Annotated in this window: 18 protein-coding genes; 15 read left to right on the top strand and 3 right to left on the bottom strand. The window is 72.8% G+C overall.

The features are described from left to right. Nucleotide 1: 1 nt before the first annotated feature. The 3 genes from ACERM0_RS02385 to ACERM0_RS02375 all read right to left on the bottom strand — a co-directional run bounded on the left by ACERM0_RS02385 (nt 2) and on the right by ACERM0_RS02375 (nt 1,782). Entirely contained in the window at nt 2–853 is an 852-nt protein-coding gene (locus ACERM0_RS02385; RefSeq protein WP_373676893.1) for an SDR family NAD(P)-dependent oxidoreductase, read from the bottom strand. Between the two features lie 105 nt (nt 854–958). Beyond that, a complete protein-coding gene (locus ACERM0_RS02380) occupies nt 959–1,177 on the bottom strand; it encodes a hypothetical protein (RefSeq protein WP_373676892.1) in 219 nt (72 codons plus the stop codon). Between the two features lie 161 nt (nt 1,178–1,338). Then, a complete protein-coding gene (locus ACERM0_RS02375; protein WP_373676891.1) occupies nt 1,339–1,782 on the bottom strand; it encodes a hypothetical protein in 444 nt (147 codons plus the stop codon). Nucleotides 1,783–2,191: 409 nt separating this feature from the next. Between ACERM0_RS02375 and ACERM0_RS02370 the strand changes: the two genes are divergently transcribed. The 15 genes from ACERM0_RS02370 (at nt 2,192) to ACERM0_RS02300 (ending at nt 17,987) form a co-directional block, all read left to right on the top strand. Beyond that, nucleotides 2,192–2,872, top strand: a complete 681-nt coding sequence (locus tag ACERM0_RS02370) for a flagellar brake protein (protein WP_373676890.1) — start codon at nt 2,192–2,194, stop codon at nt 2,870–2,872. Nucleotides 2,873–3,683: 811 nt separating this feature from the next. Continuing rightward, nucleotides 3,684–4,676: a methionine ABC transporter ATP-binding protein gene (locus ACERM0_RS02365; protein WP_373676889.1), complete on the top strand. Its 993-nt coding sequence runs from the start codon at nt 3,684–3,686 to the stop codon at nt 4,674–4,676. After that, on the top strand, nt 4,673–5,323 hold the full coding sequence (locus ACERM0_RS02360; protein WP_373676888.1) for a methionine ABC transporter permease: 651 nt from the start codon (nt 4,673–4,675) through the stop codon (nt 5,321–5,323). The genes ACERM0_RS02365 and ACERM0_RS02360 overlap by 4 nt, the downstream gene beginning before the upstream one ends. A 63-nt stretch (nt 5,324–5,386) precedes the next feature. Continuing rightward, nucleotides 5,387–6,214: a MetQ/NlpA family ABC transporter substrate-binding protein gene (locus tag ACERM0_RS02355; RefSeq protein ID WP_373676887.1), complete on the top strand. Its 828-nt coding sequence runs from the start codon at nt 5,387–5,389 to the stop codon at nt 6,212–6,214. Between the two features lie 289 nt (nt 6,215–6,503). Continuing rightward, nucleotides 6,504–7,265, top strand: a complete 762-nt coding sequence (locus ACERM0_RS02350; RefSeq protein WP_373676886.1) for a helix-turn-helix transcriptional regulator — start codon at nt 6,504–6,506, stop codon at nt 7,263–7,265. Between the two features lie 65 nt (nt 7,266–7,330). Next, entirely contained in the window at nt 7,331–8,713 is a 1,383-nt protein-coding gene (gene sufB / locus ACERM0_RS02345) for a Fe-S cluster assembly protein SufB (protein ID WP_373676958.1), read from the top strand. A gap of 47 nt (nt 8,714–8,760) precedes the next feature. Further along, nucleotides 8,761–10,170 (top strand): Fe-S cluster assembly protein SufD, encoded by a 1,410-nt coding sequence (gene sufD / locus ACERM0_RS02340; protein ID WP_373676885.1) that lies wholly within the window; start codon nt 8,761–8,763, stop codon nt 10,168–10,170. Beyond that, a complete protein-coding gene (locus ACERM0_RS02335) occupies nt 10,170–10,514 on the top strand; it encodes a Rieske (2Fe-2S) protein (protein WP_373676884.1) in 345 nt (114 codons plus the stop codon). The genes sufD and ACERM0_RS02335 overlap by 1 nt, the downstream gene beginning before the upstream one ends. Before the next feature lie 64 nt (nt 10,515–10,578). Beyond that, nucleotides 10,579–11,319 carry a Fe-S cluster assembly ATPase SufC gene (gene sufC / locus ACERM0_RS02330; RefSeq protein WP_373676883.1) on the top strand — a complete coding sequence of 247 codons (741 nt, stop codon included), beginning with the start codon at nt 10,579–10,581 and terminating at the stop codon, nt 11,317–11,319. A gap of 145 nt (nt 11,320–11,464) precedes the next feature. Beyond that, on the top strand, nt 11,465–12,730 hold the full coding sequence (locus ACERM0_RS02325) for an aminotransferase class V-fold PLP-dependent enzyme (protein ID WP_373676882.1): 1,266 nt from the start codon (nt 11,465–11,467) through the stop codon (nt 12,728–12,730). 43 nt (nt 12,731–12,773) lie between these two features. Further along, nucleotides 12,774–13,232 (top strand): Fe-S cluster assembly sulfur transfer protein SufU, encoded by a 459-nt coding sequence (sufU, locus tag ACERM0_RS02320; protein WP_373676957.1) that lies wholly within the window; start codon nt 12,774–12,776, stop codon nt 13,230–13,232. Between the two features lie 10 nt (nt 13,233–13,242). Then, entirely contained in the window at nt 13,243–13,791 is a 549-nt protein-coding gene (locus ACERM0_RS02315) for an iron-sulfur cluster assembly protein (protein WP_373676881.1), read from the top strand. Between the two features lie 76 nt (nt 13,792–13,867). Beyond that, nucleotides 13,868–14,401: a hypothetical protein gene (locus tag ACERM0_RS02310; protein ID WP_373676880.1), complete on the top strand. Its 534-nt coding sequence runs from the start codon at nt 13,868–13,870 to the stop codon at nt 14,399–14,401. A 110-nt stretch (nt 14,402–14,511) separates the two neighbouring features. Continuing rightward, on the top strand, nt 14,512–16,293 hold the full coding sequence (locus ACERM0_RS02305; protein ID WP_373676879.1) for an ABC transporter ATP-binding protein: 1,782 nt from the start codon (nt 14,512–14,514) through the stop codon (nt 16,291–16,293). After that, nucleotides 16,290–17,987, top strand: a complete 1,698-nt coding sequence (locus tag ACERM0_RS02300) for an ATP-binding cassette domain-containing protein (protein WP_373676878.1) — start codon at nt 16,290–16,292, stop codon at nt 17,985–17,987. Before ACERM0_RS02305 ends, ACERM0_RS02300 begins: the two co-directional genes overlap by 4 nt. Nucleotides 17,988–18,012 lie beyond the last annotated feature (25 nt).

Genomic DNA, 18,012 nt, shown 5'->3' with positions numbered 1-18,012 from the left:
CTCACTCCCGCAGCATCGGCGCGTCGCTGGCATCCGGGGGCGCGGCGTCGTCCGGCACCATCGCCCAGGCCTGTCCGAACCGGCCGAGCGCCGCGAACAGGCCGCCCCCGTCGTTCTGCACGATCTGGCCGTTGAGCCAGCGGGCCTCGTCGCGGCACAGCATCGCGATCACCTCGGCGGCGTCGTCCGGGCTGGCAGCCGTGCGCAGCGGATGCGTCCGTTCCTCGGCGGCGACGAGCTTGTCGTGGTACGGCCCGGCCATCATGCGGATCGAGGCCGTGTCGACGTAGCCGGGCAGGACGCCGACGGCCGTCACGCCGTGGGGGCCGAGTTCGCAGCCGAGGTAGCGCACCATCGTCTCCATGCTGGCCTTCGCGGCGGCGAGCAGCCCGTGCCCGGGGAGGTAGCCGACGGTGTCGGCGCCCGAGACGGCCACGACGCGTCCGCCGCGACGCTGCAGGAAGGGGAACGCCAGCTGCACCGTGAGCAGGAAGTGGCGCACGGAGATGGCGAAGGTCTTGTCGAGCTGGTGGGGCTTGACCTCCAGCAGCGGTTTGAACGCGGTCGCGGCCGCGTTGGCGATCACCACGTCCAGATCGTCGCCGCGCGCCTCCAGCCGCGAGAACAGGTCCCGGACGCTGTCCTCCTCGCGCAGGTCGAGCTGCTCGGCCCGGGCACCGCGGGTCCGGGCCTCGCAGGCAGCGACCACGGCGGCGGCGTCCTGCGCCCGCTCGCGGTAGGTGATCACGACACGCGCCCCCAGGGCGGCCACCCGCCGGGCGGTGGCGGCGCCCAGGCCACGGGAGCCACCGGTGATCAGGACCGTGCGGCCCTGCAAGGGCGTGTCGCGCATGCCTGCCTCGTCCGTCGCGGGGTACGTGCGAGCCACGAAGGCCCACCCGCGCAGGATGGCACGCCGCCGCCGTCGGCCCGGGGTCGCCCCGGGCGCTCCGGCAGGTCAGCGGGCCGCGTCCGCGGCGACGAGTGCCGCGGGTCGCTGGGACGCCACGCGTTCGATCAGCGGGTGCCACTCGGGCAGCAGCAGACGCAGGGCGCGGGGCGACAGCCCGTGCTGCAGCAGACGGGAGACCACGTGCTCACGGTGGGCCTCGACGGCTCGTCGCTCGTCCGGCCGCTGCCGTACCCGTCGTTGCTGCCCCTCGAACGACTCCCGCATGCCCCTCACCTTGACGCCCCATTCGGCCGGTCGCGCCGGCATCGTCACAGCCTGCCCGGTCCGGGACGGTCACGCCCCGTCCGTTCGGTCCGCTTCGTCCGCCCACCGCCCATGGGCGCCGCGCTCGCTGCTCCGCTCGGGACCTCGAGGGAGCTCGTGGCTCAGCAGAGCTCGTGAGCCAACCGGAGGACGGCGCCACAAGCGTCGGCACGGTGGTTCGGCGAGAACCAGCACGCGCCGTTCGGGTGGGCGGTCTGCCGGCACGCGCGCACCGCGTCCATCGCCAGCGGCAACGCGGCACGGAAGTGCGCCACGGCGGCACCCAGGACGGGGGAGGTGGTGGCGGGGTCCGGTCGATCGCCGATCAGCCGGTGCGCGAGGCGGCAGAGGGCCGGCCCGTCGGCGACCCCGGCCAGCAGGCAGCCCGCCGCACGGCAGTCGACGACGCCGGGCGCGTGCCCGCTGGCGGCCAGCAACGCGTTCGCGGCGCGCAGCAGCCCGTCGAGGTGCTGCAGGGCCTCGCTGAGGTCCTGCTCGTCGGAGCGGGCCAATTGTCCATCCGACGTGAACACGTCGGCATCTAGCCGGACTCGCGATACACCCATCAGTGCTTCGCCCCTCATCAGCGCGGTTCCGTGAGCGCCGGGAACCACTCTCAGGCCTAGGGAAAACGGTAGCGCCATCCGCGTGCGCGGCCGGGCAAGAGGTCCCGAAAGTTCGGCGGTCGCTCGGTCGTGGACCGGTCGGCGGGACGGGGCGGGATCCCCAGCGCTCGCGACGAAACGCGCGAGCGGCGCTCGTCACCGTGCGATGCCCTCTGCCTCGCCGAGCGACCGCCGTCGATACCCCCGGTGTCGAGGCGGTGACGCCCCGGTCGGGCGGATGCCGCGCCGCTGCGGCTGCGGTTTCGCGGAAGCGGGTGCTTCAGCCCGTCACGCCGCGGCCGACACGGCGCAGTACCCGCGTTCGAGTCGTCGCGCGAACGGCTCGGGAACGGCATGGGGAGGGACACCGATGCTGCGCAGACGCCCGACGCGGCCGGCGCCGACCGCCCCGGCACCGGCGGACGGCACGTTGCGCGTCCCGACGGCCGGCACCGTCGTCGCCCTCGAGCTCGACGGCGTCGACCGGGCGTGGCGCAGCCGGGTGGAGGCCCAGAACGGTCCGGACCTCGTGGTCGTCGCACCCACGCGCCCGATGGGTCCGCCGATCCTGCCCGACCCCGGTCGCGGGGTGACCCTCGGCTGGCCGACCGAGCTCGGCTACCTCGAGGCCCAGGCGGAGTTGACCGCCACCACCGACCAGGACATCGCGACCTGGGACCTGACGGTGCGGCGCAGTGCCCTCTCGCAGCGGCGGTCGGCCTTCCGGCTGGAGACCCGCCTGTCGCTGCACCTCGGTGTCGAGCGGCCCGACGAACTGTCGGCCACGACGCGCAACCTCTCCGAGGGTGGGCTGGCCTGCGAGGTGTCGGGGCGCCCGGACCTGGAAGCCGGCGCGCGAGTGTCGCTGTGCCTGGAACTGCCCGACGGCGAGGTGGATGCGGCAGGCCGGGTCGTGCGCGCGGTGCCGATGGTGCCCGACGGCCTCGAGCTGGGTGTCGCGTTCGAGGACCTGGAAAAGACCGTCGTCGAGCGACTGCGTCAGTACGTCTTCGAGGAGCAGCTCGCCCGCCGCGCCCAGGGCGTGCGGTAGCCCGCCAACGGTCGGCGGCCCCCGGCGTCCCCCGGCGTCCCCCCAGCGCGACCGGCGCCTCCGCGAGCCAGTCTCCTCCGGCTGCCTCACCCGCCCGCCCTCCATAGCAGCCTACGGAGACTGCCTCGCTCCGGCGCCTGCCGAGATGTCGATGCCCGGGGCGGCTGCAGGTGACGGTTTGGCCGCGCCGGCCGTACGAGCCCCGGGGCCCAGGTCGTCGAGGAACCGGCGGCCGTTCGTAAGACGACGAAGGAGGGCCCCGAGCGACGCGTCGAGTCGTGGTCGTGGTGCCGACCCGGGCCGCCCGGGCCGATCCTCGCGTCTTCTCGGGACCCTCGGCGGTCATCGGTCGGCTCGACGCTCTCCTGGGGAGCGGAGCCGTTCGCGCTCACTACCGATGACTGCCTCGTCCGCGGGCCACCCGGAATGGGTGGGCTGCTGACCGGTGTCGTCGCCCTGGTCCATCCTCGACGCCCATCGGCGCGCGGCGGGGGGGCGACTCCCGACCAATTCGCGGACGATCCGACCCTAACGGGCGGGTGACAGGGCGTCGATGGCCGGCGCGGCCGGCGAGGCGGTGCGCACGCAGGGTGGACGTCTCCGATCGGACGTCCACCGTCCGCTTCTCACGGTTTGCACCAAGGTGCTGGCGGCAAGCAGCCGGGCGCGACACGCTGCCGACCCCGCGCGACCGGCGATCCGCGTCACTTCGGACGCTGCCGGTCGCGCACGTCTGCCGGCCCGACGGCGGCGCCCTCAGAACGACGTCGCTCCGGCGTCCTTCGCGCTCCTCCTTCGAGGTGTTCACCGCATGATCCGACTCTCGCGCGTGTCCAAGACCTTCCCCGCTCGGGGCGGGGACGTCGTCGCGCTCGCCGACGTCGACCTCGAGGTGGCGCGCGGCGAGGTCTGCGGGGTCATCGGACAGAGCGGCGCCGGCAAGTCGACCCTGCTGCGCTGCGTCAACCTGCTCGAGCGCCCCACTTCGGGAACGGTGGAGATCGGCGGCGTCGACCTGACCGCCCTGCCGCATGCGGACCTGCGCGCGGCCCGGCGCCGTGTCGGCACCGTCTTCCAGCAGTTCGCGCTGCTCGCGTCGCGAACCGCCGCCGACAACGTGGCGCTGCCGCTGGAGGTCGCCGGTGTGCCGCGCGCCCGCCGTCGCGAGCGGGTGCACGAACTGCTCGACCTCGTCGGTCTGGCCGACCGTGCCGACGCCTACCCGTCGCAGCTGTCGGGCGGGCAGCAGCAGCGCGTCGGGATCGCCCGGGCGTTGGCGACCGAACCCGACGTGCTGTTGTGCGACGAGGCGACTTCCGCCCTGGACCCCGACACCACCGACCAGGTCCTGGACCTGCTGCGCGACCTCAACCGCCGTCTGGACCTGACCGTCCTGCTGATCACCCACGAGATGCACGTCGTGGAGCGCATCTGCGACCGGGCCGTGCTCCTCGCCGGCGGCCGCGTGGTCGAGTCCGGCCGGGTCGCCGACCTGCTGGCCCAGCCGCGCTCGCTGCTGGCCGCCGGCCTGGGGCCGAAGCTGCCCGCACCCGACCCCGGGGTGGTCGATGCGGTCCCCGGCACGCTGCTCGACGTCCGCTTCGTCGGTGACCTGGTCGGCGAGCCGGTCATCGCCGACCTCGTGCGGCGCTTCGACCTGGACGTCTCCGTCGTCGGAGGCGGCGTCGACGTCATCGCCGGCCTGCGCATCGGGCGTCTGCACCTCCAGCTGCCCGAGGGTGACCCCACCGCCGCGATCGCCCACCTGCGCGACCGCGGCGCCGAGGTGGAGGTCGTGGGATGAGTCAGCTCGTACCGCTGCTGCTGGATGCCACGGTCGAGACGCTCTACATGGTCGGCGTGGCCGGGGTGGTGAGCCTGCTGCTCGGCGTGCCGCTGGGGGTGGCGCTGGTCGCCTCGGGCCCGGGCGGGCTGCGACCGCAGCCGCTGGCGAACCGCGTGCTCGGCACGTTCGTCAACATCGGGCGGTCGCTGCCCTTCATCATCCTGCTGATCGCGCTGATCCCGTTCACGCGGCTGGTCGTCGGCACCTCCCTGGGCTCCACCGCCGCCATCGTGCCGTTGGCGGTCGGCGCCATCCCGTTCTACGCCCGGCTGGTCGAGACCGCGCTGGCCGAGGTGCATCCCGGCAAGCTCGAGGCCGCGCTGGCCATGGGCGCCTCGGACCGCCAGGTGATCGCCAAGGTCCTGCTGCCCGAGGCACTGCCGTCGCTGGTCGCCGGCCTCACCGTGACGCTCATCGCCCTGGTCGGGTACTCGGCCATGGCCGGCGTCGTCGGCGGCGGTGGCCTCGGCGACGTGGCCATCCGCTTCGGCTACCAGCGTTTCCGCGGCGACGTGATGCTCGCCACGATCGTGCTCCTGGTCGTCGTCGTCCAACTCCTGCAGGTCGTCGGCGACCTGCTCGTGCGCCGCCTGCGGCGCCACTGACCCTCTCTTCCTGACCGACCCCGCTTCGGTCACGACCCCTCCCGCCCCCGGAAGGAACGACTCTTGCGTACCCCGCTCCGCACCCTCACGGCCGCGCTGGCCGCGGCCGTCGCACTGACCGCCTGCGGCGGCGCCGGCCAGACCGGGTCGGCGGCCGGTGACCCCGACGCGCCGCTGCGCGTCGGCGTCTCGCCCGTGCCGCACGCCGAGATCCTCGGATTCGTCGCCGACGAACTCGCGGCCGACGCCGGCCTCGACGTGGAGATCGTCGAGTTCACCGACTACGTCCAGCCCAACGTCGCCCTCGCCGAGGGCGAACTGGACGCCAACTACTTCCAGACCGTGCCCTACCTCGAGGAACAGGTCGCGACGGCCGGCTACGAGTTCGTCGCGCTCGAGCCCGTCCACCTCGAGCCGCTCGGCATCTACTCCGACCGCCACGCCAGCCTGGACGAGCTGCCCGCGGGCGCGACCGTCGCCATCGCCAACGACCCCGCCAACGCCGCCCGCGGCCTGCGCCTGCTGGAGGCCAACGGGCTGATCGACCTCGCCGACACCGGCGAGGCCGCACCGACCGTGCTGGACATCCAGGACAACCCCCGCGAGCTCGACATCACGGAGATCGAGGCCGCCCAGCTGCCCCGCACGCTGCAGGACGTCGACGCGGCAGTCGTCAACGGCAACTACGCGATCGAGGCGGGGCTGGTGCCCGCCGACGACGCGCTGGCGCTGGAGGCGGCCGAGGGCAACCCCAACGCCAACCTCGTCGTCGTGCGCGACGGGGACCAGGCCGACCCGCGGGTCGAGGAACTCGAGCGCCTCCTCCACAGCGAGGAGGTCCGTGACTTCATCGACCAGACCTACGAGGGCGCCGTCCTGCCCGCCTTCTGACGTCCCCGGCCGCCGGTCGTCGCGGGTCACGGCGGCGTCCGGCGGCCTCGATGCGTGCATCCCGACGCGCACGGAGCGCGGGTCGGGATGCACGCATCTCACGTGTCGGGCGGGGCGGTGGTCGCCGAGGCCGCTGGACGCCCCGCCACCTTGCGTGGACCGGACCTCGTCCCTACTATTCACAACACGGATGTTGCGTAAATGACTCCGCTCCCACCGGGACGCTCGGGCCGGGAGACCGCGCGCGACGTCCTTGCCGCCTCCCGCGCCTCGACGAGGACCTGCCACCATGTCCACCGACGCCACGACGACGACCCCGCTCGCGGGGCGTTCGCTGGTGTCGTTGCTGGGCGAGCAGCGCGCCACGATCGTCCAGGTGCTGCGCCGCGACGGCGACGCGTCGGTGTCCGAGCTGGCCAGGGCGCTGGACATCTCTGAGGTCGCCACACGCCGGCACCTGACCGTCCTCGAGGAGGACGGCCTGGTCGCCGCCCAGACGGTCAAGCAGGGACGTGGCCGCCCCGCGGCGCGCTACTCGCTGACCGCCGACGCGCGCCGGCTGTTCCCGCAGGGCCACGACCAGCTCGCCGGCGAACTGCTCGACTTCCTGGCCGACCAGGCGGACGGCGACGGGCTGCGCCAGTTCCTGCGCTGGCGGCTGCAGCGTCAGGTCGAGGGCCTGCGCGACGCCGTCACCGCCGAGGACCTGCACGAGCGCCTGCAACAACTCGCCAGCCGCCTCTCCGAGGCCGGCTACGCGGCATCCGTCACCCCCGACGGTGACGGATTCACGCTGAAGCAGCACCACTGCGCCATCCAGGACGCCGCCGAGGAACACCCGGAGCTGTGCGCCTACGAGGCCGCCGGCTTCGCCCGGGTGCTCGGCAGCGACGTGAAGATCTCCCGCCGCGAGACGCTCGCGGAGGGTGGCAGCGCCTGCGTCTGCTGCGTGCAGCCACGTACGGCGTCCGCCACGACCACCCCCGCCTCGGGCTCCCGAGCCCGAGGAACCCAGCCGTCCGGGCCGTCCGGACGAGGAGACGAGCTGTGAGCCAGACCGAGATCCAGCTCCCGGTCAGCGAGGCCCGCGCAGAGCAGGCCCGCGTCGCCCAGGACCTGTCGGACTACAAGTTCGGCTGGTCCGACAGCGACGAGGGCTACGCCTTCACGTCGGGCACCGGCCTGACGCGCGAGACCGTCGCCGCCATCAGCGAGCGCAAGAACGAGCCCTCGTGGATGCGCGACCTGCGCCTGCGCGCCTTCGACGCCTTCCAGCGTCGTCCGATGCCCAACTGGGGCTCGGACCTGTCCGGGATCAAGTTCGACGACATCTTCTACTACGTCGAGGCCAGCGAGAAGCAGGCCAACTCGTGGGACGAGCTGCCGCCGGAGATCCTGGAGACCTACGAGAAGCTCGGCATCCCGCAGGCCGAGCGCGAGCGGCTCATCGCCGGCGTCGCCGCCCAGTACGAGTCGACCGTGCTGTACCACAAGGTCCGCGAGGACCTCGAGGCGCAGGGCGTGATCTTCCTCGACACCGACACGGCCCTGCACGAGCACGAGGACATCTTCCGCGAGCACTTCGCGACGGTGATCCCGGCCAACGACAACAAGTTCGCCGCGCTCAACACCGCCGTGTGGTCGGGTGGGTCGTTCATCTGGATCCCCGAGGGTGTCGAGGTCGACATCCCGCTGCAGGCCTACTTCCGCATCAACAAGCAGAACATGGGCCAGTTCGAGCGGACGCTGATCATCGCCGAGCCCGGCAGCTACGTGCACTACGTCGAGGGCTGCACGGCACCGATCTACAGCTCCGACTCGCTGCACTCCGCGGTCGTGGAGATCATCGTCAAGGAGCGTGCCCGCGTCCGCTACACGACGATCCAGAACTGGTCGACCAACGTCTACAACCTGGTCACCAAGCGGGCCGTCGCCCAGAAGAACGCCACCATGGAGTGGATCGACGGCAACATCGGCTCCAAGGTCACGATGAAGTACCCGGCCGTGTGGCTGACGGGCGAGGGTGCCAAGGGCGAGGTCCTGTCGGTCGCGTACGCCAACGACGGCCAGCACCAGGACGCCGGCGCCAAGATGGTCCACGCCGCGCCGTACACGACGTCCAACATCCTGTCGAAGTCGATCTCGAAGGGCAACGGCCGTACCTCCTACCGCGGCCTGGTCCGCATCGAGGAGGGCGCCCACCACGCCCGCAGCGCGGTGAAGTGCGACGCGCTGATGCTCGACGACACCTCGCGTACGGACACCTACCCGTACATGGAGATCGAGCAGGAGGACGCCACGATCGAGCACGAGGCCACGGTCTCGAAGGTCTCCGACGACCAGCTGTTCTACATGCAGTCGCGCGGGATCGACGAGGACGAGGCCACGGCCATGATCGTGCGCGGCTTCATCGAGCCGATCGCCCGGGAGCTGCCGATGGAGTACGCCGTCGAACTCAACCGCCTCATCGCGCTGGAGATGGAAGGCGCCATCGGATGACGAGTCCTTCCACCACGCGCCCCGAGCACGAGGCGACCGTCTCTGCCGTGGACCGCGTCGCAGATCAGCAGCGCCCCACGTCTGGGGCGACCCCCCTCGACGCGTTGACCGAGGACGCCGTGCGCAGCCTGGCGGCCGGCGAGCCCGACTGGCTCGTCGATCGCCGGCTGGCGGCCACCAAGCGCTACCTCGACCAGGCCTGGCCGGACAGCCGCAAGGACGAGTTCTGGCGCTCGACGCCGTTCGCGAAGCGGTTCGACGTCAGCCACCCCGTGGTCGCGGAGGCCCCGGTCGAGGCCGGCACGCCCGACTCGCTGGTGGGCTCCCTCCAGACGCCGACCGCCCAGGCCCGCGTCGTCGACGGCGAGGTCGTCGAGGCCGTGGTCCCGGCCGAGCTCGCCGAGCAGGGCGTGGTCGTCACCGACCTGCGCACCGCGGCGCACGAGCACCCGGACCTGGTGCGCACGCACCTCGGCGCGCTGACCACCTCGGGTGACGGCTCCGGCGCCGACGAGGACCGCACGGTCAGCGTCAACGACGCGGCCTGGACCGCCGGCGTGTTCGTCCACGTCCCGGCGGAGGTCGAGGTCGACGCGCCGATCGGCGTCCACGTCCACGTGACACGCGACGGCGCACACCTGCCCCGGGTCCTGGCCGTCCTCGGCCACCACGCCAAGGCCACGATCTACCTCGAGCACACCTCCGACGAGGGCGCCACGGCCCTGGTCGACGAGGTCGTCGAGGTGGTGGCGCAGGACGCCTCGCAGGTCGACCTGGTCAGCCTCCACGAGTGGGGCAGCGGCGTCAGCCACCTGGCCCTCCAGAAGGTCGGCGCCCACCGCGACGCGCAGGTGCGTCACGTCGCCGTCGTGGTCGGCGGCGCCACCGTGCGCCTGCGTCCCGAGTGCGACCTGCTCGGCCCCGGTGCCGACGTACGGCCGCTGGGCGTCTACTACGCCGACGAGCGCCAGTGGTTCGACCTGCAGCCCTACATCCGGCACCTCGCGCCGCGGGCGACCTCGGACGTGTTCTACAAGGGCGCGCTGCAGGGCCGGTCCCGGACCGTGTTCCGCGGCAACGTCTTCGTGCACAAGGACGCGGTCGGCACCTCCACGGACGAGAACAACCGCAGCCTGATCCTCACGGAGGGCGCCCGCGCCGACGCGACGCCGTTCCTGGAGATCGAGTGCGCCGACATCACCGCCGGCCACGGCTCGGCGACCGGCCAGCTCGACGCCCGGCACCTGTTCTACCTGGAGTCGCGCGGCATCCCGCGCCCGCAGGCGCTGCGGATGCTGGTCCACGGCTTCTTCCGCGAGATCCTGACCGAGGTCGACCTGCCCGGCATCGAGGCGCGGGCCCTGGCCCACATCGAGGCCGAGCTCGAGGCCACCGACCTCGACCACCTCGGCATCAACGACGCCGCCCTGCGCGACGAGCTCAAGGGCGACGACTGATGGTTTCCAAGCAGGTCGCCGCCCTGGACGAGCTCCAGGACGCGGTCCCGTACCGCGTCGAGGTCGACGGCGTGCCCGTCTGCCTCGTGCGGTTCGGGGACACCGTCAAGGCCGTCCACGACACCTGCTCGCACCAGGAGTGGTCGCTCGCCGACGGCGGGACCATCTACGACAACGAGGTGGAGTGCAGCCTGCACGGCAGTTCGTTCGACCTCGACGACGGCCGGCCGTCCTCGCTGCCGGCGATCAAGCCGATCCCGACCTTCGCGGTCGAGTTGGATGGCGACGCCGTCCTGCTCGACGTGGCGAACCCCACGAACGACGCTCCGTTCCCCGACCACTAGACGCACCCGTCCGGCCCGGAAGGCTCCCCGCCGCGGCCGGCCCCGAACCGAAAGCTCCTTCACGATGGCTGACCTCGAGATCCGCGACCTGACGGTCGAGGTGGACGGTTCCGACATCCTCCGCGGTGTCAACCTCGACCTCGAGAAGGGCAAGACCCTCGCGCTGATGGGTCCCAACGGCTCCGGCAAGTCGACCCTCGCCTACGCGATCGCCGGCCACCCGGCCTACGACATCACGGGCGGCTCGATCCGCTGGCAGGGCACCGACCTCGTCGAGCTCACGCCCGACGAGCGCGCCCGCCTGGGCGTCTTCCTCGCCATGCAGTACCCGGTCGAGGTGCCCGGCGTCTCGCTGACCAACTTCCTGCGCACGGCCCTCAACGCCGTGAACGAGGAGGACGTCCCGGTCCGCGAGTTCATGCAGCGGCTGCGCACCGAGATGGCCGAGCTGGCGATCGACGAGTCGTTCCTGCAGCGCTCGGTCAACGAGGGCTTCTCCGGCGGCGAGAAGAAGCGCTTCGAGATCCTGCAGATGGCCCTGCTGCGCCCGCAGCTGGCGGTGCTCGACGAGACCGACTCCGGCTTGGACGTCGACGCGCTCAAGATCGTGTCCGAAGGCGTCAACCGCCTCACCGGACCCGACCTCGGCGTGCTGATCATCACCCACTACACCCGCATCCTGCGCTACATCCGCCCCGACGAGGTCCACGTGATGTTCGAGGGCCGCATCGTCGCCAGCGGCGGCCCCGAGCTCGCCGACGAGCTCGAGGAGCGCGGGTACGACCACCTCAAGGCCAGCGCCTGAGCCCTCGCCCGGGCCCGGCTCCGGCCGGGCGCCCCCACCACGTGATGCCCGGACACGCGAGCCACCGTTGTCACGGTCGGCCCGGGTGTCCAGACTGGGACCGCGGCACCCTGTCGGTCCACTCCACGAACCAGCGAGGACGACCATGACCCTCGACGTCCAGACCCTCCGCAAGGACTTCCCGGTCCTGTCCCGGGAGGTTCACGGTCGTCATCTGCTCGGGGGTGAGGAGGAGACCCGGCGGCTGGTGTACCTCGACTCGGCCGCGTCCTCGCAGACGCCCACGCCCGTGCTCGAGGCGATGGACCGCTACTACCGCTGGTCGCGCTCCAACGTCCACCGCGGGGTCTACCGCCTCGCCGAGGAGGCCACCGACCTCTACGAGGGCGCGCGGACCAAGCTCGCCACGTTCGTGGACGCCGACCCGCGCGGCGTGGTGTTCACGAAGAACGCCACCGAGGCCATGAACCTCGTGGCCTACTCCTGGGTGCGGCGCAACCTCGGCCCGGGCGACGTCGTCCTGACCACCATGATGGAGCACCACGCCAACCACGTCCCGCTGCTGTACGCGGCCAAGGACGTCGGCTTCGAGGTGCGCCACGTGCCGCTGACCGAGGACGGCCGCCTCGACCTCGACGCCGCCCGCGAACTGGTCGCCGACGGCCGGGTGCGCTTCCTGGCGATGGTGCACGTGTCCAACGTTCTGGGGACGCGCAACGACGTCGCGGCGATGACGGCGCTGGTGCGTGACGCCAACGAGGACTGCGTCGTACTCGTCGACGGCACGCAGGCCGTGCCGCAGATGCCGGTCAGCTTCCGCGACCTCGACGTCGACTTCTACGCGCTGACGGGTCACAAGATGTGCGGCCCGACCGGCATCGGCGCGCTGCTCGCCAAGCCCGAGCGGCTGGAGGCGATGGACCCGTTCCTCACGGGTGGCGAGATGATCCGCGACGTCTCCATCGAGGCGGTCACCTGGAACGACGTGCCCGCCAAGTTCGAGGCCGGCACCCCGATGATCGCCGAGGCGGCGGGCCTCGGCGCGGCCGTCGACTACCTCAGCGGCATCGGGATGGAACGCATCCGGGCCCACGAGGCCGTGGTCGCACAGGCGTTCATCGACCGCCTCCGGCAGCTCGACGGTGTGACCGTGCACGGGCCTGCCGACGCGACGCTGCGCGGCGGCGCGATCTCCTTCGCCATCGAGGGCGTGCACCCGCACGACGTCGGGGCGATGCTCGACTCCAAGGGCGTGTGCGTCCGCGTCGGCCACCACTGCGCCAAGCCGCTGATGAAGCAGCTGGGGGTCGTGGCGACCGCGCGTGCGAGCCTGTACCTCTACAACGACGTGGACGACCTCGATCCGCTCGTCGAGGGCATCGAGGCGGCCCGCTCGTTCTTCCGCCGATGAGCGCATCTTCGATGCGACACCTGCAAGGAGGCGCGCCGTGAGCATGGACGACCTGTACCAGGAGATCATCCTGGACCACTACCGCAGCCCGAAGAACCGCAACGCGTCGCTGGAGAACGAGGACGTGCACGTCCACCACTCCAACCCGCTGTGCGGCGACGAGATGGACCTGCGGTTGCGCGTGGCCGACGACCGTGTCGACGGGCTGGTCTTCGACGGCGAGGGCTGCTCGATCAGCCAGGCGTCCGCGTCGGCCATGACCCAGGCCGTGCTGGGACGCGACCTCAAGGACGCCCTCGACCTGACCGAGGACTTCCGGCGCATGATGCACGGCGACGAGCCCGCGCGCGCCGACGACCTGCTCGACGGCATCGCCTTCCAAGGCGTGGCGAAGTTCCCGGTTCGGGTGAAGTGCGCCCTGCTGGGATGGATGGCCGTCCGCGACGCGATCGAGACCTACCAGCGCGGCGCCACCGCCCACACCGTCACCCACGATGAGTAACGGGGGACCCATGACGCAACACGACGTCAACACCGCCATCCCGACTGCGGACGACGACGACTTCATCCCGGAGGCCGACACGCCCAGCGGCTTCGCCGAGCCCGAACCCGCGAGTGGGGCCGGGGGGCGACGAGCGAGCGCAGCGAGCGAGACGGGGGACCCGGCCTCCAGCCAAGAGACGGGGGACCCGGCTCGAGACAAGCCCAGGCACCCGTTCGAGGACCTGCCGCTGGAAGCGGACGGCATGCCGTCCACGCAGGATCTCACCAACGGTCTGCGCGCCGTCGTCGACCCGGAGATCGGCTACAACATCGTCGACCTCGGCCTGGTCTACGACGTCACGAAGCCCGAGCCCGGCTACGCCCACGTCCTGATGACGCTCACCACGATGGGCTGCCCGCTCACCGAGGTGATCCACCAGCAGTGCTCGGTGATCCTCGGCGCGATGCCGGGCGTCGAGCGGGTCGAGGTGGAGTTCACCTTCACGCCGCCGTGGGGTCCGCACGCCATGGCCGACTACGTCCGCGAGGAACTGCGCGCCATGGGCATGAACGTGTGACCATCCGTCCGGCGCGCGCCGGACGGCGAAGTCCGCAACCCTCCTCATCGCACCGGCGGTGAGGAGGGTTCGTCGTTTGGTCGAGATCAGCGAGCGGCGCGAGGTGCGCGTGCGCGGTGACGAGGCGACGTTCGTCTTCGTCGCCGAGCCCGACGACGGGCGTCTGGTCATCCACGAGGAACGCGGCGAGGAGCGCAGCGAGGTCTGCGCGCTGACGATCGCCGACCGCGAGGAGCTGCGCGGCTTCCTCGACGGCATGCGCCGCGCGCTGGGCGTGGACGACGGCGGACGGGTCCTGGACGCCCGCCGCGAGGAGAGCGGTGGCGCCGCGCCCGCACCGCCGGCCGTGGGCGCCGGGCCCGCCGGCGGCCGCGGGCGCGAGCAGCCGACGCCGCCTCCGCCGGGTGGTGCCGACGGCGACGACCGCGAGGCCGCCATCGCGCGCGCACGTCAGCGCGGTCAGGGCAACGCCTTCGCCGCCTGGACCCGGGAGGAAGAGCAGCGGCTGCTCCGCGAGGTCGAGGAGGGCCGCAGCCTCGACGAGCTGGCCCGCGAGCACGGCCGCTCGCGGCGCGCGCTCGAGCTGCGGCTGGAGCGTCTGCGCCGCTGACCGCGTGCGGTGCGCCGGTCGCTTGACCGGGGGTTGACCTGGCCGGCCGCGGGGGCTTTGATGGCCGGCTCGCCAGTGGCCTCGACGATGGCGGGTGTGGGGGTCCCGCCGTGTCCACCGTCGTGCCTACCGCCGCCACGGCGGCCCGAGACGCGACCGCCGACGGCGCGCACTGGCGCCTGATCGGGTCGTTCCTGGCGCCGCACCGCCGCGCGCTGCTCGGCTTCAGCGCCCTGGTGCTGGTGGCCGGCACGTTGCCGTTGGCCGGACCGGTGCTGCTGGGCGCGATCGCCGACGGGGCCGTCGCGGACACCGGCGCGACGCGGCTCGCGCTGTTGGCGGCCGCGTTCGGGTTGGTGGGCCTGCTGGCCAATGGCGCGGACGTGCTCGTGACGTGGCTGGGTGCCCGGTTGGCGTGGCTCGCGGCCAACGAACTCCGGGTCGAGGCGGCCCGTCATGCGCTGTCGCTCGGCCCCACCTGGCACGCGCGCACCACGCCGGGCGAGATCGTCGACCGCGTCGACGGCGACGCCACCCGGGTGGGGGAGTTGCTGGCCGAGGTCGTGGTCCGACTCGCCGCCGCCGTCGTCACGCTCGCCGGGGTCGTGGCGCTGCTCGCCGTCCAGGACTGGCGCCTCGGTCTCGCGCTGGCGCTGCTGCTGGTCGGTGGTGGCTGGGTGCTGGTCCGTCTGCGCGATCTGGCCGTGCCCTCCGGCGTGATCGCCCGGCAGCGCTCCGGCGAGGTGTTCGGGGCCGCCGAGGAACGGCTGCGCGGCGCCGAGGAATTGCGGGCGCTCGGTGGCGGGCGCTACGCGGTGGCGGACCTCCACCGCCGCTCGGCGCTCACGCTCGCTCCGTGGCGAACCCAGGAGACCTACGCCACGGCGATCTGGTCGGCATCGATGCTGGTCGTGGTCGGCGGAGGTGCGGTGGCGTTGCTCGGCGGCATCCTGCTGCAGCGTGCCGGCGTGCTCACGATCGGGCAGGTCCTGGCCGCCTTCACCGCGACCCAGCTGACCCGCCGACCGCTCGAACAGCTGGCGGAGAACATCCAGCAGATCCAGCAGGCCGGTGCCGGCGCGGTGCGGCTCGCCACCCTGCTCGCCGAGCGGCCGCTCATCCGCTTCACCGGCGACCGGCCGCTGCCCGACGGACCGCTCAGCGTCGACGTCGCCGAGGTCCGGGCCGCCTACCCGGCCAGCGACACGGACGCGCTGGCCGGTGTGAACCTGCAGCTCGCGCCGGGGGATCACCTGGGCGTCGTCGGGCCGAGCGGCGGCGGGAAAACCACGCTCACGCGGCTACTGCACCGCGCCCTCGATCCGGGTGCGGGGCACGTCCGGCTCGGCGGCGTCGACCTGCGGGAGGTCGCCGAGACGTCGCTGCGCCGCCGCGTCGCCGTGGTCACGCAGGAGGTGCAGCTGCTGTCCGCCTCCATCCGTGACAACCTCACGCTCCTGGGCAGCGTCGCCGCCGACGACGGACAGCTGGTCGCGGCGTTGCACGCCGTCGGGCTCGGACCGTGGTTCGAGCGCCTCGAGCAGGGGCTGGACGCACAGCTGGGGGAGGACGCCGGCACCTCGGCAGGAGAGGCGCAGCTGCTCGCACTGGCCCGCGTGTTGCTGCGCGACCCCGGCCTCGTGATCCTCGACGAGCCCACCGCCCGCCTCGACACCGCCAGTGCACTGGCCGTCACCCGAGCGCTGGAGACGCTCCTGCAGGGACGGACCGCCGTCGTGGTGGCGCACCGGCTCGCGACGCTGGAGCGTGTGGACCGCATCGCCGTGATCCGCGACGGACGCGTCGTCGAGCAGGGACCCCGTGAGGACCTCGCCGCCGGGGACACGCGCTTCGCGCGGCTGGTCGCCGCTGAGCTGGGAGCGGCGAGGTGACCGGCCGGGGGCGGGACCTGACCGACCGGCGTGCCTCCTGGCGGGTGGTCCGTCACCTGATGGGCGTGCGCAAGCCGGCCTACTGGGGCGGCGGCGCCATGTGGTGGCTGTTCATGCTCGCGCCTCTGGGCGTCGGGCTGCTCCTGGAACGGCTCTTCGACGCACTCCGCGACGGCGGGCCGGCGTTGGCGCTGCTGGCCGTGATCGCCGGCATCGAGGTCGGCCGAGCGTTGGGGCTGCCACTCGTGGGTTGGGTGTTCGAGCCGTTCTGGGGCCACGCGGAGACGGTGCTGCGCACCAACGTCCTGCGCGCCCAGTTGCACCCCGATCCGGCGCGACGCGGGCCGGCCATCACCGACGCCGCGGCCGCCATGCCGCTGTTCCGCGACGACCCGGAGCATCTCGCACGCGCCACCGACATGTGGCTGACGCTGGTGGCCATCGGTGCCATCGCACTGGGCGCGCTCGCGGTGATCGCCCGGATCGATCCGCTGGTCGCCGTCGCCGTCGCCGTGCCGCTGCTGCTGGCCTCCGCCGCCGGTCACCTGCTGGCCCCGATGGTCCGGGACCGGCGCGCGGCCGACCGCGCGGTGACGGGCGAGGTCACCGGGTTCATGGGCGAGGTGTTCAACACCGTCACGACCGTCACGACCGCCGGTGCCGCGCCGGCGCTGGTGCGCCACCTCGCGCGCCTGTGCGACCGCCGTCGGGTGACGGCGGTGCGCAGCCGGGTGGCGACCCAGCTGCTGCCGGCGGTGGGTGCCACGACCGGTGACCTCGCCCTGGCCGGCGGGTTGTTGGCCGCCGCGCTGCTCGTCGCGGACGACCTGACCACGGGGCAGGTCGCGCTGCTGGCGTACTACGCGCAACTGCTGGCCGGTGTCCCACGCAACTGGGCCGCGTGGCTGGCGATCCGACGCCACGCCGACGTCGCCGTGGAACGCCTGCGCGCCGCGGTCGCCGACGGCGACGTGTCCCGGCTGATCGAGCCCGTCGGCCCGGTGCCGTTCTCGCCACCGCCGGTCGGCCGCCACCCGCTTCCGGCCGCGCCGCCCGCACCACGGCTGGAGCTCGTCGGTGTCGTCGCGCGGACCCCGGACGGCCGCCGCATCGGTCCCGTCGATCTGACGATCCCGGCCGGTGGGTTCGCCGTCGTCACCGGTCGCGTCGGCGTCGGCAAGACGACGTTGGTCCGCGCGGTCCTGGGGCTCGCGCCGCTGGTGACGGGCGAGATCCGGTGGGACGGACGGGCCGTCGACCCGGCTCACTGGATGACGCCGCCACGGGCCGCGTACGTCGCGCAGGTCCCCACGCTGTTCAGCGAGGCGCTGGACGACAACCTGCGGCTGGGCTGGGACGTGGCCGACGCCGACCTCGAGTACGCGCTGGAGGCGGCCGCGGCACGCGAGATCGTGACGACGCTCGAAGACGGCCTGGACACCCGCCTCGGGCCGCGAGGGATCCGGTTGTCCGGCGGGCAGGCGCACCGCGTTGCGGCGGCCCGAGCGCTGGTCGCCGGCTCGGCGCTGATCATCGCCGACGACCTGTCGGCCGCGCTGGACGCGGGGACGGAGGCGGCGCTGCTCGACCGGCTGCTGGCTGACCGGGACCGCACGATGCTGGTCGTCTCGCACCGACCGGCGGTGCTCGACCGGGCCGACGTGGTGCTCCACCTCGACGGCCCGGCCGACTGACGGCCACGCGGCAGGCCCTGACGTC

It is taken from the genome of Egicoccus sp. AB-alg2, from assembly GCF_041821065.1.
Taxonomy (GTDB): Bacteria; Actinomycetota; Nitriliruptoria; order Nitriliruptorales; family Nitriliruptoraceae; genus Egicoccus.
The sequence above is the reverse complement of the archived record's forward strand: the minus strand, read 5'-3'. Positions and strand labels throughout refer to the sequence as shown.